Source organism: Citrobacter sp. Cpo069, assembly GCF_030332785.1.
GTDB lineage: Bacteria > Pseudomonadota > Gammaproteobacteria > Enterobacterales > Enterobacteriaceae > Citrobacter > Citrobacter portucalensis.
In genome coordinates this window covers 174,476-188,371 of sequence record NZ_JAOWHD010000037.1, presented here as the reverse complement: position 1 = coordinate 188,371, position 13,896 = coordinate 174,476, and the positions used below count along the sequence as shown (strand labels likewise).

The window sequence follows — 13,896 nt, the reverse complement described above, 5'->3', positions numbered from 1 at the left end:
GGCTTTGTTGAATAAATCAGATTTCGGGTAAGTCTCCCCCGTAGCGGGTTGTGTTTTCAGGCAATACGCACGCTTTCAGGCATACCTGCTTTCGTCATTTTGTTCAGCGCTCGTACCAGGGCCATAGCCTCCGCAACCTGACCATCGTAGTCACGCAGCGTCAGTGAACCCCCGAACAGCTGTTTTACCCGGTACATCGCCGTTTCCGCTATCGAGCGACGGTTGTAATCTGTTGTCCATTTCCACCGCGCATTACTCCCGGTCATTCGCTGATTAGCCACTGCACGGTTACGGTCTGCATATTCACCGGGCCAGTAACCCGCACCTTTTCGGGGAGGGATAAGCGCGCTGATTTTCTTACGCCGCAGTTCATCGTGACATAGCCGGGTATCGTAAGCGCCATCGGCGGCGGCTGACCTGATTTTCCGGTGGGTTTGCCGGATTAACCCGGGGAAGGCCTCTGAGTCCGTAACATTGTTCAGCGACAGGTCAGCGCAGATGATTTCATGTGTTTTACTGTCAACGGCGAGATGCAGCTTACGCCAGATACGGCGGCGTTCCTGGCCATGCTTTTTGACTTTCCACTCGCCTTCACCGAAGACCTTCAGCCCGGTGGAATCAATTACCAGGTGTGCGATTTCACCCCGGGTGGACGTTTTGAAACTGACATTAACCGACTTTGCCCGCCTGCTGACACAGCTGTAATCCGGGCAGCGTAGCGGAACGTTCATCAGAGAAAAAATGGAATCAATAAAGCCCTGCGCAGCGCGCAGGGTCAGCCTGAATACGCGTTTAATGACCAGCACAGTCGTGATGGCAAGGTCAGAATAGCGCTGAGGTCTGCCTCGTGAAGAAGGTGTTGCTGACTCATACCAGGCCTGAATAGCTTCATCATCCAGCCAGAAAGTTATGGAGCCACGGTTGATGAGGGCTTTATTGTAGGTGGGCCAGTTGGTGATTTTGAACTTTTGCTTTGCCACGGAACGGTCTGCGTTGTCGGGAAGATGCGTGATCTGATCCTTCAACTCAGCAAAAGTTCGATTTATTCAACAAAGCCGGGCTGGCTTTACAGCAAAGCGCTGCCGAAGGCGGAATTTATTCTGTGGGCAGAAAAACGGCTTTAACATTGCTGTTGATGTTGAGATGGCTGGCGGCACGCCGCACAGCCAGTCACATCACTCTTCCATAATGGGCGCAAATCCACCGTAGATCATTCGCTTGCCGTCAAATGGCATAGATTCACCGAACTCCTTCATACGGGGATCGGACATCATCTTCTGATTCGCCGCATCGCGGACCTCTTTGGAAGGGTATTCAATCCAGCTGAATACCACTTCTTCATGCTCCTGTGCTTTCACTGCCATGCGAAAATCGGTCAGTTTGCCGTCGGGGACATCATCTGCCCAGCACTCCACTATGCGCAATGCACCGAACTCCTTGAAAAGCGGAGCTGCTTTTGCCGCCATCGCAATGTACGCCTCCTTGTTTTCAGCGGGTACGGCAACCACAAAGCCATCAACATACTTCATGAGAAAAACCTCCGAAGTGTACTGCGCGGCAAGCCGATTCCGGCCGCGTCAGTCGAGGTTAAGTTTAGTCGCCAGTAGGCGATCGCGCCCCAGGTGCATTCCTGATACGCGTTCGTGACTGCGGCTGATGCCGAAACCACGGCAGGCAAAGCTGAATCAACGGTCCGATAGCCAAGGCATACAGCACCGTACCAACGCCCACGGTTCCCCCCAGCAGCCAACCGATAAGCAGCACCGACACTTCGATTGCGGTTCGAATTCGTCGTACTGGCCAGCCGGTACGCGCGTGGATACCGGTCATCAGACCATCACGCGGACCGGCGCCAAAACCTGCGCCAATGTACAGGCTGGTTGCTAACGCATTCAATATTACCGCTGACACCAGCAGCCCACTGCGCGCCAGCAGAGATTCAAATCCAGGAATCACCAGCAGCGCGGCATCTGCCGCCAGCCCGATCATAATCACGTTGCTCAGCGTGCCAAAGCCTGGACGCTGGCGCAGCGGTATCCACGCCAGCAACACCAACACGCCCACGGCAATAATCACCACGCCGATATTCATCGACAATAAATTGGCTACACCCAGGTGAAACACGTTCCACGGATCGGCCCCTAAATCAGCACGGACAAACATCGCCGTCGATACACCGTACAGTGTCAGCCCGATAAACAGCTGAAGCAAACGACGCAGCATGCTTTTCCCCTCTCACTCTCAGATAACTTTCATCTTCACCGCAATTGGCACTATGATTAATGTCCAGTTTTCAAAAAGTGGACTGCTATGTCATCTCGCCGTTACGGAAGTCAGTCTTTGCAACGCCTGCTCGGACACTGGCTGGAAAGCCCCTCGCGAACGCCCATCTGGCGACAGCTGGCAGAAGCGTTACGTCTGCTTATTCTCGATGGTCGGCTGGCGCTGGATAGCCGCTTACCGGGTGAACGCGAGCTCGCCGTCGTCCTGCAAGTAAGTCGAACTACCGTCGCCAGCGCTATGGCGCAACTGCGTGAAGAGGGATATCTGGAAAGCCGTCATGGTAGCGGCTCACGGGTGATCCTGCCGGAACATATTCGCCATGTGCCAACCCGGACCAGCACCGGCACAGCGCTTGATTTGTCCACGGCGGCGCTAAGTGCCGGTCCCGAAATTCATCAGGCTTACCAGCAGGCGCTGTTTGCTATGCCACAGCATTTGCTGAGCTCCGGGTATTTGCCGCAGGGGCTGTCGGTATTGCGTGAGTCCATCGCTCAGCATTATTGCGATCGCGGGCTCCCGACGCAGCCCGATGAAATCATGGTCGTGAATGGTGCAGTCAGCGGCCTGGCGCTGATCCTGCGTTTGCTCACCGGCCCCGGCGATCGCGTGGTGGTCGATCACCCCACTTATCCGCTGGCGATTGCCGCGATTCAAGGCGCATCCTGTCGTCCCGTCGGCGTGTCGCTACCCGAGCACGGTTGGGATACCGCGGGTCTGGTCGCCACCATCGCGCAAACCGCACCGAGAATGGCCTACCTGATGCCGGACTTTCACAATCCGACCGGGCGTTGCATGGACGCTGCAACTCGCCAGGTCGTGGCGGATATTGCCGAACGAACCCGCACTACCCTGGTGGTCGATGAGACGATGGTGAACCTGTGGTATGACGCCCCGCCGCCGCCGCCGCTTGCCACATTCAATCGCGACGCGCCGATCATTCTGTTGGGTTCGGCCGGGAAAAGCTTTTGGGGGGGATTACGTCTGGGCTGGATCCGGGCGTCGGCGCGAACCATTGCGGCGCTGGTACAAACCCGCGACACGTTCGATTTAGGCTCCCCCGTGCTTGAACAACTCGCCACCAGTTGGCTGCTGGATAACGCCGCCGACTTTCTTCCTGACAGAAGACGGCTACTCACATCGCAGCGCGATCTGTGCTCGAGCCTGATGAACGCACATTTCCCGGAGTGGCAGTTTACCCAGCCACAGGGAGGACTCTCTTTTTGGGTTGAACTGCCCGATACGCTGGCAACGCTATTCGCTACGCGCGCCGAAAGCGTAGGCATTCAATTAGGAACCGGTACGCGGTTTGGGCTTGATGGCGCATTCGATCGTTTTTTGCGTATGCCTTTCACGTTGCCGGATGACACAGCGCGTGCCGCCTTCAGGGTGTTACAACCCATTTGGGATAACCTGCGTTTGCAGGCCAGCAGCGGGAAAGTACGCAAAATAATCTAAGCGACGAGTCAAAGGACTCGCCCTTATAAGCCGGGATGGATGAGAGAGTCCCGGTGATATTACCGCTGAGGGGGAACCGGAAAACCCTTCAGTGAAATCACGAAATTTTCACCGTCTTTCTTAATTTTTGCCCCAGCATCACACCAGTCGGAGGCAATACGGAAGAACTCGTCGCTGCCGACATTCCAGCTCAGGCGGACATGTTTCACATAACCGGAGCGTAGTAAATCACAAGCTTCGCCGTAATTACTGGCGGTTGAGAGCGGTTGTTGTTTCATTTTTTCTTCTTCAGTAGTCTGCGCAATGCTTTGATTTCTTTAGGAGTCAGTGCTTCAACTACGGACTCTTCCGTATGCTGGCTATCGATATCCTCAGCGGAGACTCCCGCCTCTTCAACGGCGGTAAACGCAATCAGCAGCAGTTTTTCCGTCGCAACACTTAAATTTTCGTTATGCACTTCAGCGTAATGGCGAAGCTTTTCTTTTAGCGCCTCATCAATTTTGACATTCAATACAGCGGTCGACATCGTAGAAAATCCTTGTGGTCAGCCAAAACACACCGGATGTAAGACCCTGTCGTTACAGCGCGATGGCGGCGGCAAAAGCAACAAATAACATCCCCGAAACACATTGACAGCATTTGATGACAATAAAATGACAATACGATGACAAAGAAAAGAAGATAAGAAGAAGGGAAATTGCCGGACGGCAGAATTGGGTGGGGGCCCTGCCAGCTACATCCCGGCACACACGTCATCTGCCTTGGCTGCTTCCTTCCGGACCTGACCTGGTAAACAGAGTAGTGTTGCGGGAGAACCAACAGAGCCCCCATTGAGAGCGTTGTTAACCAACGCGCAGGCGCATTATCACTGCTGCACCCTGTAATTGCAACCCATCCAGCATCGGATGCTGTTTTCTTGTGCAATGCGGCTTCACTCCCTCGCCATTCGGCATTATGCTGGAGGATTAGCGCAGGAATAAATAATGGATATACAAGACACTTTCCCCCAACGCGTCTGGCAAATCGTCGCGTCAATCCCCGAAGGTTTCGTCACCACGTATGGCGATGTTGCCAGGCTTGCCGGTTCGCCGCGCGCTGCGCGCCAGGTCGGCGGGGTGCTTAAGCGTCTCCCCGAAGGCAGCACTTTGCCCTGGCATCGGGTGGTTAATCGTCATGGTGCCATTTCGCTGACCGGCCCCGACTTACAACGGCAGCGTCAGGCGTTGCTGGCAGAAGGAATAGTGGTTTCAGGAAGCGGGCAGATAGATTTACAGCGCTATCGCTGGGTGTACTAACCCTCTCCAGGCGGAGAGGGTTACGACTGCCTTAGTACTGCGTGGGAGCAGGAACGGCAGAAGAAGGATTCACCTGGGTTGGTGACGTTGACGGCACCGTGGTGGCTGCCCCACCGCTTGCCTGAACCGGTACTGCTGTTTGCTGTACAGGGACCAGCGTCAGGTCAGCTTTCGTACCACCCTGATTAATGACAGTCTGAACGGTATCAGTAATAAAGACCAGTTTGTCATTAACCGTAATTGCCGCACTCAGCAGAATACGGGCGTTAGGCTGAATATCTGCCGGGTTAAATGGTAATACAAAGCTGAATGGCGCCTGCTTACCTTCAGTACGGACCGCTTTTTGCGACAGCACTTTTGACGGTGCATCGGCCAGCGACGCATCTGACAGCGTGACGGTCAGCACCGCATCGGGTGGCAAGGCCACTTTCTGGCGGATCCATACCGTACCAGAAACATTTGGCTGTTGAATTTTAGACTGTGTGTCAGCAATTGACGTATTAGGGCTTGGCGCAGGTGTCTGAATATCTGCACTTTTATCAGCACAGGCCGCCAGAGCGACCGCAACCGCTAAACCACTTACCATGTGCACGAGTTTCATTAAATTCTCCTTATCATCTATGCACCAGCGAGAACTTTCCTCGCCAGAAGAGTGGTTAACAAAAACATAACGTGACTAAGTGTGGCACAAGACAGCTGTGTTTGCCTGTAATAGGCCTTTAATTCAGACAATTGCACCCATCGGACCACTTTCAAAATTGCGTTATACTCTGCCTACCTCGCTGCGAGATCGATATAACCTGGAGAGCACGTATGAGTCTGGCGCTGAAAAATTTGCTGACATTGTTAAATCTGGAAAAAATTGAAGAAGGACTCTTTCGGGGCCAAAGTGAAGACTTAGGGTTACGTCAGGTTTTTGGGGGACAGGTTGTCGGTCAGGCGCTGTATGCCGCCAAAGAAACCGTACCGGAAGAGCGTCTGGTGCACTCCTTCCACAGCTACTTTTTACGCCCCGGCGATAGCCAAAAGCCCATCATCTATGATGTTGAAGTCTTGCGTGATGGTAACAGCTTCAGCGCGCGCCGCGTTGCCGCAATTCAGAATGGTAAACCCATTTTTTACATGACCGCCTCTTTCCAGGCACCGGAAGACGGATTTGAACATCAGAAAACCATGCCGGATGCGCCGGGTCCCGATGAGCTGAAATCAGAAACAGAAATTGCCCGCTCAGTGGCGCATTTACTGCCGCCGCTGTTGAAAGAAAAATTTATCAACGATCGTCCGTTGGAAGTGCGCCCGGTTGAATTTCATAACCCCTTAAAAGGTCACGTCGCACCTCCGGCGCGCCAGGTATGGATCCGTGCAAACGGCGAGCTGCAGGACGATCTGCGCGTCCATCAATATCTGCTGGGTTATGCCTCAGACCTGAACTTCCTGCCTGTAGCGCTGCAGCCGTACGGGATTGGTTTTCTGGAAAAAGGGATTCAGATCGCCACCATTGACCATTCAATGTGGTTCCACCGTCCGTTCAATATTAATGAGTGGCTGTTGTATAACGTCGAGAGTACTTCTGCCTCCGGTGCCAGAGGTTTTGTACGCGGGGAGTTTTATACACAGGACGGCGTGCTGGTAGCCTCTACCGTGCAGGAAGGGGTAATGCGTAATCGCAATTAAGAATTACCGGATGGTGGCGCAAAAGCGTTGCCATCCGGCAGATTGAAACATCAAGCGTTGTAAGCGTTCTCGCCGTGACTGTTCACATCCAGACCTTCGCGTTCCTGCTCTTCCGGTACGCGCAGACCCACCGTCATATCCGCCAGCTTATAGCCAATGAAGGCCACCACGCCGGACCAGACAATGGTTATCGCCACGCTTTCCAGTTGCACCAGCAGCTGATGCCCCATAGTAACGCCCTCAGCAAATCCCACGCCGCCCAGAGAGCTGGCAGCGAAAACCCCGGTCAGGATGCAGCCAACAATACCGCACACGCCGTGTACGCCAAACACGTCACACGGATCGTCCACGCGCAGAAAACGCTTCAGCATAGTCACACCCCACAGGCCAGCCAGCCCCGCAACGACACCGATAATCAGCGCCCCGCCGACACCGATGTAGCCACATGCAGGTGTTACGCCCACCAGACCCGCAATAGCACCAGAACAGGCGCCCAGCAGAGACGGTTTGCCACGCAGCGCCCATTCACCGAAGATCCATCCGAGGATGGCGGCGGCGGTGGCGACCACGGTATTGACGAAGGCCAGTGCGGCAATTTCATTCGCCGTTCCCGCTGAACCGGCGTTAAAGCCAAACCAACCAATGTAGAGAATAGCGGTACCGGTGAAGACCATCGGCAGGTTATGCGGTTTAAAGGCTTCTTTGCCAAAACCGACGCGTTTGCCAATCAGATACGCGCCAACCAGACCGGCAATCGCTGCGTTGATGTGCACGACCGTCCCGCCCGCAAAATCCAGTGCGCCGTGAGAAGCCAGCAATCCGCCGCCCCAAACCATATGTGCAATGGGGATGTACGACAGCGTTAACCACACCACCACAAAAATCAGCACCGCAGAGAAACGAATACGCTCAGCCAACGCCCCGACAATCAGCCCAACGGTGATGCAGGCAAAAGATCCCTGAAAAGCAACGTGAATGTACTGGTAGAAGCTCCCCGTGACCGCCGTCAGCGCGATGTTCTTCAGCAATACCCAATTGAAGTTGCCGAAGAAATTATTCCCTTCGCCAAAGGCCAGTGAGTAGCCATAAACCACCCATAGAATACAAACCAGAGCGAATGTCACCGTCACCTGAGTCAGCATCGACAGCACGTTCTTACCGCGAATCAAACCGCCGTAGAACAACGCAATGCCAGGGATAGTCATAAACAGCACCAGCGCGGTACAGATCATCATAAAAGCGTTATCTGCTTTATCCGCAACCGCCGGTGCCGCCATTGCCAGTCCCGGCAGTAGCGCCAGTGAAGCAATACCCGTTTTCATCGTTGCTATCTTCATTTTTTGGTTTCCTATCACTGTGTGCCAGAAGTTACAGTGCGGCTTCGTCGGCTTCGCCGGTACGAATACGAATCACACGTTGCAGCTCGGCGACGAAGATTTTGCCGTCGCCAATTTTTCCGGTGTATGCCGCCTTACTGATGACATCAATCACGCCATCCAGTTGGTCGTCGGCAATCGCCACATCAATCTTCACCTTTGGCAGAAAATTGACGCTATATTCAGCCCCACGGTACAGCTCAGCATGACCTTTCTGTCGGCCAAACCCCTTCACTTCGGTGACGGTCAGCCCCTGAATACCAATAGACGACAGTGCTTCACGGACGTCTTCCAGTTTGAACGGTTTGATTACCACGGTAACCAGCTTCATAGATCCCCTCCAGTCAGAATTCAGTAGTGGCTGCAGATACACGAGAGGAATATTGCAAGGGGTGTGCCAGGAATGAAAAACGCGGAATGATTCAGGTTCGCCGGGTACTGCCGGGAGAGAAAAAGAAAAAACGCACTATAACGGTGCATAGTGCGTTACATTTTTGCACCAGATTGTTGATTGTCGGATGGCGGCGTAAACGCCTTACCCAGCCTACGATACCGCGTGGCCGGATAAGCACTGCGCCGTCAGGCGATAACAGAATCCTCTTGTGTGCTGGCGGCTAACTCTTCGCCCGCCAGTTGCAGCTGATACATCTGCCAGTAACGGCCTTGCGCCGCCAGTAATTGCTGGTGCGTACCACGCTCAACCGCCTGACCGCGATGCAGCACCAGAATGGTATCCGCATCGACAATCGTCGATAACCGATGCGCAATCACCACCAGCGTAGTGTGTTCACGGACCGCCGCCAGCGCGTGCTGAATGGCCTGTTCAGTACCGGAATCAATACTGGCCGTGGCTTCATCGAGGATCAGCACCTGCGGCGTTTCAACCAATACCCGCGCCAGCGCCAGCAGCTGTTTCTGCCCAACGGAGAGATTATTGCCCTGCTCGCCCAGCCGGGTATGAATCCCCTCGCTCAAGCCCCGAGCCAGTTCTGCCAGTTGCACAGTCTCCAGCGCCTGCCAGACCCGCTCTTCTGAGATATCGCGACCCAGCGTGACGTTTGCCAGGAAGGTATCCGCCATCACCACCGGATCCTGCTGCACCATCGCGATGCCCTGACGTAACGCACCGTGGCTCAGAGAAGACAACGGACGTCCGTCAAGGCGGATTTCCCCCTGCGTCAGCGGGTAATATCCCATCAGCAGGCTGGCCAGCGTGCTTTTGCCGCTGCCTGTGTGTCCGACCAAAGCCACAAAGCTGCGCGAAGGCACGGACAGACTGATGTTTTGCAGCACCAGGTTGTCGTCGCGATAGGCAAATGAAACGTTATCCACCTCAATGTCTCCGCTTTTGAGCGGGCGATCGTCTTCACCATAGCGCTGACGAGGCCCGTCCATCAGTTCAAATACTCGCTCACCAGCGACAACCGCCTGCTGCAGCATTGATTGCTGGGTGGTCAACTCGATCAGCGGTTCGTTCAAACGGCCGAGGTAGCTGATGAACGCGTACAGCACGCCAACCTCGATGGAGGTGCCAGAGGTAAAACTGAACAGCATCAGCAAACCGCAGAGGATCAGCGCCGAGAACAGGCTCAGCAGCGGACGCAGCAAAAAACCATCCAGTCGCAGGGTTTGCATACGCGCCATATAGTGCGAGCGGCTGGCCTCGCCCATTCTCTCGCCAAACCTTGCCTGCTGGCGGAACTGCTGGATAACGCTCATGCCGTTTATGACTTCGTTAAAGCCATCGTTAATATCCGCCAAATAAGCGCGCACCCGACGCACAATCGGGGTGCTGTAGCGTTGGTAAATAACCATCACCACCAGCACGGCCGGAAAAATGGCCATTGCCACCAGCGCCATGCGCCATTCCAGGCTGAACATTGCCACCAGCATCGCGCCGATTAAGGCCGCACTGCGCAGGACCGTTGCGACCACCGTCACGTACAGGTCGCGAATAACTTCAGTATCATTGGTCACACGTGAGATAAGCTGCCCGACGGGCTGAGTATCAAAAGCGCTGAGCGGCTGGCGCAGCGCAGCGTCCATTACGTCGGTGCGTAACTGTTGTACTACGCCAACCGCCGCCTGGTTAAACAGCAATGACTGCGCGTAATGCAGACCTGCCGCCAGCAGTTGCAGACCGACATAGGCCGCAACCAGCCCGGCAACCATCGCCAATGGCAGATTGTTCTTCGCCACCATGTTATCGATAAAATAGCTAATCAGCAGCGGACCGCTGACTTCCGCCGCCGCAGCCACCCATAGCATGACTACCGCAATCGCCAGCTGTTTTCGCCATGGGGAACCATACGCCAGCAGTCTTTTCAGAGTTGGCCATAATTGCCCGAAACTACGCATTAGCCGCCTCCTCGTTTATCTCTGGTGCATCAGACAGCGCCGCTTCAAGTTGCTGATAGCGGTACATGTCGCGATACCAACCGGGCTGTTGCACTAAAGATTCATGCTCACCGCGCTGAGCAATATGCCCATGCTGCATCACGATAATCTCGCTGGCTTCCGTCAAAGCCGATAAACGGTGTGCGCTGATAATCACGGTTCTGCCTTCGCCCCACTGGCGCAGGTTATGTAGGATCTGATGTTCGGTACGACCATCCACCGCCGACAGCGCATCATCCAGAATCAAAATTTCAGCGTTCAGCAGTAACGCTCGAGCGATAGAAATACGCTGTTTTTGCCCGCCAGACAGCATCACCCCGCGTTCGCCCACTTCGGTGTCGTAGCCCTGAGGAAGACGTAAAATATCCTCATGAACGCTGGCAAGGCGCGCCACATGCTCGATCTCTTCCTGCGTGGCCTGCGGGCGTCCTAAGGCGATGTTATTACCGACGGTATCGGAAAACAGGAATGGTGTCTGGCTGACAACCGCCAGTCGGCTGCGCCAGCTATCCAGCTGTAAGCGCGTTAATGGGATATCATGAAAGCGCACATCGCCCTGGGTGATATCAAAATGACGCTGGATCAGCGACAGTACCGTACTTTTTCCCGCACCGGTCGGACCACAGATGCCCAGCATCTGTCCAGGTTTGAGCTGGAAATTCACATTTTCCAGCGCCGGGTGGGTGGTTTGCGGGTAACAAAATTCGCGAATCACCACCGCCAGCTCGCCGCGTCCTTCCGGCACCGGTTCAGTACCGTCATCCACTACCGGCGCTTCTGCCAGCATGGCGCGAATTCGGCTATACGCGGCGCTGCCGCGTTCGACGATGTTAAACATCCAGGCCAGCGCCAGCATCGGCCAAATCATCAGACCGAGATACATCATAAAGCTGGTGAGCTGCCCGAGCGTCAGCGAGCCGTGAACCACCATCCAGCTTCCCCCGGCAATCGCCAGCAGGTTAGCCATACCAATGGCGATATAAATCGTAGGATCAAAGCGGGCGTCAATGCGCGCCACACGCAGGTTTTTCTTACCGGTATCTTCAGCATCAGCGGCAAATAATGCCGACTGCCGATCCTCCAGCCCAAAGGCCTTGATCATACGAATACTGGTCAGGCTTTCCTGAGTACGATCGTTGAGACTGGAAAACGCCGCCTGCGCCAGCTTAAAACGGTGATGGAGTCGATCGCCGTAACGTTTGATCATCAACGCCATCACCGGCATCGGCAGCAGCGCAATGAGCGTCAGTTGCCAACTTATCTGCGTTGACATCACGATCAGCACCGCACACCCCATAACCAGCGAATCTACCAGCGTCAGCACCCCTTCTCCGGCGGCAAATACGACGCGATCGACATCGTTGGTTGCCCGCGCCATCAGATCGCCCGTACGGTGCCGCAGATAAAATTCTGGATGCTGGCGACTCAACTGACGGTAATAATCTTCCCGCAGCTCAACCGCCAGTTGGTAGGATGCGCCAAACAGCAGCACGCGCCAGACATAACGCAGCAAATAAACCACCACGGCAATCAGGGCAATTGTCCCCACCCACATCAGCAGCCGCTCGGTGGTGAAGCGTTGAGTCGTCACGCCATCCACAATGATCCCGACCACTTTCGGCGGAATAAGCTGAAGGATAGCGATGATGATAAGCAGGGCCACTGCCCCGAGGTAGCGACGCCACTCCCGGCGGAAGTACCAGCTTAATTGAGCAAATAATCGCACGCGTTATGTCCTGACAAGATTTCCGGCAATAAGCGCCGGGAGAATTATTCAATAGGTAGAGCAGTTGTGTATTTAATCTGTTCCATGGCAAAGCTGGAGGTGACGTCAGACAGGCCCGGTACGCTGTTCACCAGGCGCTTATAGAATTCATCATAGCTTTTCATATCAGCAACCTGCACTCGCATCAGGTAGTCATACTCCCCTGCCATACGCCAGAACCCCAGAACCTCGGGCATTCCGGTCACTTCAGTGACAAAGCGGCAATACCATTCGCTGCTGTGATGCTGAGTTTTGATCAGCACAAACGCGGTGAGTCCCAGCCCCAGTTTTTCTGGATCCAACAGGGCGACTCTGCCCAGCAGGATACCGTCATCCTCAAGTCGTTTGAGACGTTTCCAGCAGGGGGTGGTAGTCAGATTAACGGCATCTGCTAATGCCTGCAAAGAAAGGGTGCAGTCCTGTTGCAGTAAGCCGAGTAGCTTGCGGTCAATTTTGTCTAACATATCCACTCCACAGAGAAGAATTTTCTCCTTACATTCTATTTTAAAGGCTAAATGGCAACAATTTTTTCCGTGCTTTTCGCTATTCTGGGCACAAAATGACAAATGGATATCTATTAATGATGAATAGCTCCTGGGTTAAAAACGCCATCAATGAAATCAACGCGGATTATCAGCGTTCTGCGGATACGCATCTCATTCGCCTGTCGCTACCGGCGCTCCCGGGCATTCAGCTCTATTTAAAAGATGAGAGCACGCATCCGACCGGGAGTCTGAAGCATCGTCTGGCGCGCTCACTGTTTCTGTACGGATTGTGCAATGGCTGGATCAAAGAAGGCACCACCATCATTGAATCATCGTCCGGTTCAACGGCGGTCTCTGAGGCTTATTTCGCTCGACTGTTAGGGTTGCCATTTATTGCCGTCATGCCTTCCTGTACGGCAAAACGTAAAGTTGAACAGATTGAATTTTACGGCGGTCGCTGTCATTTCGTGGAAAGCGCCTGCGAAATCTATGCGGCCTCTGAGCAACTGGCGCGTGAGCTGAACGGTCATTACATGGACCAGTTCACTTACGCTGAGCGCGCCACCGACTGGCGCGGCAATAATAATATCGCCGACAGCATCTTTCGTCAGATGCAGTGCGAGCCCAACCCCGTTCCCCGCCATATTGTGATGAGCGCCGGAACCGGTGGCACCTCAGCAACCATTGGCCGCTATATCCGCTGTCAGGGCTACGACACTCAACTGATGGTGGTAGACCCGGAAAACTCGGTCTTTCTGCCCTTCTGGCAGGATCGCGATGCCACGTTACGCAGCCCGGTAGGAAGTAAAATTGAAGGTATCGGGCGTCCGCGCGTAGAACCCTCTTTCATTCCTGACGTGGTCGATGAAATGCTGCGCGTGCCGGATGCCGCAAGCGTGGCCACCGCACACTGGCTGGAAACGCAGTTGGGCCGCAAAGTCGGCGCTTCAACTGGCACCAATATGTGGGGAACGCTGCAACTTGCCGCCCGTATGCGCGATGCCGGAGAAAGCGGCTCACTGGTGACGCTGTTGTGTGACAGCGGCGAACGCTATCTGGAAACCTACTACAACCCACAGTGGGTCGATGCACACATCGGTGATTTAACGCCGTGGAAAGCGGAGCTCGCCCGACTACTGAACACCCATTAATGGGATAAAAAAAAG

Annotated in this window: 14 protein-coding genes, 1 other RNA gene and 1 pseudogene; 4 read left to right on the top strand and 12 right to left on the bottom strand. The window is 54.5% G+C overall.

Going from position 1 to position 13,896, the window contains the following annotated elements; translation table 11 throughout:
* Positions 1-56: 56 nt before the first annotated feature.
* The 3 genes from OGY08_RS03490 to yczE form a co-directional block, all read right to left on the bottom strand.
* Positions 57-1,025, bottom strand: coding sequence for an IS5-like element IS903B family transposase (locus tag OGY08_RS03490; RefSeq protein ID WP_031942297.1), 969 nt, complete (start codon positions 1,023-1,025; stop codon positions 57-59).
* A gap of 150 nt (positions 1,026-1,175) precedes the next feature.
* Positions 1,176-1,529, bottom strand: a complete 354-nt coding sequence (locus OGY08_RS03485; RefSeq protein WP_048226278.1) for a DUF1428 domain-containing protein — start codon at positions 1,527-1,529, stop codon at positions 1,176-1,178.
* Positions 1,530-1,593: 64 nt separating this feature from the next.
* Positions 1,594-2,223: a membrane protein YczE gene (gene yczE / locus OGY08_RS03480; protein ID WP_048214785.1), complete on the bottom strand. Its 630-nt coding sequence runs from the start codon at positions 2,221-2,223 to the stop codon at positions 1,594-1,596.
* 87 nt (positions 2,224-2,310) lie between these two features.
* Here yczE and yczR point away from each other — a divergent pair, with 87 nt between their 5' ends.
* Positions 2,311-3,738 (top strand): MocR-like transcription factor YczR, encoded by a 1,428-nt coding sequence (gene yczR, locus OGY08_RS03475; RefSeq protein WP_125362853.1) that lies wholly within the window; start codon positions 2,311-2,313, stop codon positions 3,736-3,738.
* Between the two features lie 59 nt (positions 3,739-3,797).
* On the opposite strand, the gene OGY08_RS03470 is transcribed toward yczR, so the two are convergent.
* From OGY08_RS03470 to ffs, 3 genes are all read right to left on the bottom strand, one after another.
* Entirely contained in the window at positions 3,798-4,016 is a 219-nt protein-coding gene (locus OGY08_RS03470) for a hypothetical protein (protein ID WP_008783956.1), read from the bottom strand.
* Positions 4,013-4,264 carry a hypothetical protein gene (locus OGY08_RS03465; protein WP_003831029.1) on the bottom strand — a complete coding sequence of 84 codons (252 nt, stop codon included), beginning with the start codon at positions 4,262-4,264 and terminating at the stop codon, positions 4,013-4,015. Before OGY08_RS03465 ends, OGY08_RS03470 begins: the two co-directional genes overlap by 4 nt.
* Before the next feature lie 198 nt (positions 4,265-4,462).
* Positions 4,463-4,559: signal recognition particle sRNA small type (gene ffs, locus OGY08_RS03460), an RNA gene on the bottom strand.
* Between the two features lie 84 nt (positions 4,560-4,643).
* Here ffs and OGY08_RS03455 point away from each other — a divergent pair.
* Positions 4,644-5,033: pseudogene (locus OGY08_RS03455) on the top strand (MGMT family protein).
* 31 nt (positions 5,034-5,064) lie between these two features.
* Here the strand turns inward: OGY08_RS03455 and OGY08_RS03450 are convergent.
* Positions 5,065-5,634 (bottom strand): YbaY family lipoprotein, encoded by a 570-nt coding sequence (locus OGY08_RS03450; RefSeq protein WP_003021666.1) that lies wholly within the window; start codon positions 5,632-5,634, stop codon positions 5,065-5,067.
* A 212-nt stretch (positions 5,635-5,846) separates the two neighbouring features.
* Between OGY08_RS03450 and tesB the strand changes: the two genes are divergently transcribed.
* On the top strand, positions 5,847-6,707 hold the full coding sequence (gene tesB, locus OGY08_RS03445; protein WP_003831027.1) for an acyl-CoA thioesterase II: 861 nt from the start codon (positions 5,847-5,849) through the stop codon (positions 6,705-6,707).
* A 50-nt stretch (positions 6,708-6,757) separates the two neighbouring features.
* Here the strand turns inward: tesB and amtB are convergent, their stop codons facing one another.
* The 5 genes from amtB to decR all read right to left on the bottom strand — a co-directional run bounded on the left by amtB (position 6,758) and on the right by decR (position 12,709).
* Positions 6,758-8,044: an ammonium transporter AmtB gene (gene amtB / locus OGY08_RS03440; RefSeq protein WP_008783954.1), complete on the bottom strand. Its 1,287-nt coding sequence runs from the start codon at positions 8,042-8,044 to the stop codon at positions 6,758-6,760.
* Positions 8,045-8,075: 31 nt separating this feature from the next.
* Complete coding sequence (glnK, locus tag OGY08_RS03435) at positions 8,076-8,414, bottom strand: P-II family nitrogen regulator (RefSeq protein ID WP_003021657.1); 339 nt, start codon at positions 8,412-8,414, stop codon at positions 8,076-8,078.
* 248 nt (positions 8,415-8,662) lie between these two features.
* Positions 8,663-10,441 (bottom strand): SmdB family multidrug efflux ABC transporter permease/ATP-binding protein, encoded by a 1,779-nt coding sequence (locus tag OGY08_RS03430; protein ID WP_008783952.1) that lies wholly within the window; start codon positions 10,439-10,441, stop codon positions 8,663-8,665.
* On the bottom strand, positions 10,434-12,206 hold the full coding sequence (locus tag OGY08_RS03425) for a SmdA family multidrug ABC transporter permease/ATP-binding protein (RefSeq protein WP_125362849.1): 1,773 nt from the start codon (positions 12,204-12,206) through the stop codon (positions 10,434-10,436). Before OGY08_RS03425 ends, OGY08_RS03430 begins: the two co-directional genes overlap by 8 nt.
* Positions 12,207-12,250: 44 nt before the next feature.
* A complete protein-coding gene (decR, locus tag OGY08_RS03420; RefSeq protein WP_003831023.1) occupies positions 12,251-12,709 on the bottom strand; it encodes a DNA-binding transcriptional regulator DecR in 459 nt (152 codons plus the stop codon).
* A 116-nt stretch (positions 12,710-12,825) separates the two neighbouring features.
* On the opposite strand from decR, the gene OGY08_RS03415 reads away from it, so the two are divergent.
* A complete protein-coding gene (locus OGY08_RS03415; RefSeq protein WP_125362848.1) occupies positions 12,826-13,881 on the top strand; it encodes a PLP-dependent cysteine synthase family protein in 1,056 nt (351 codons plus the stop codon).
* Positions 13,882-13,896: the final 15 nt, after the last annotated feature.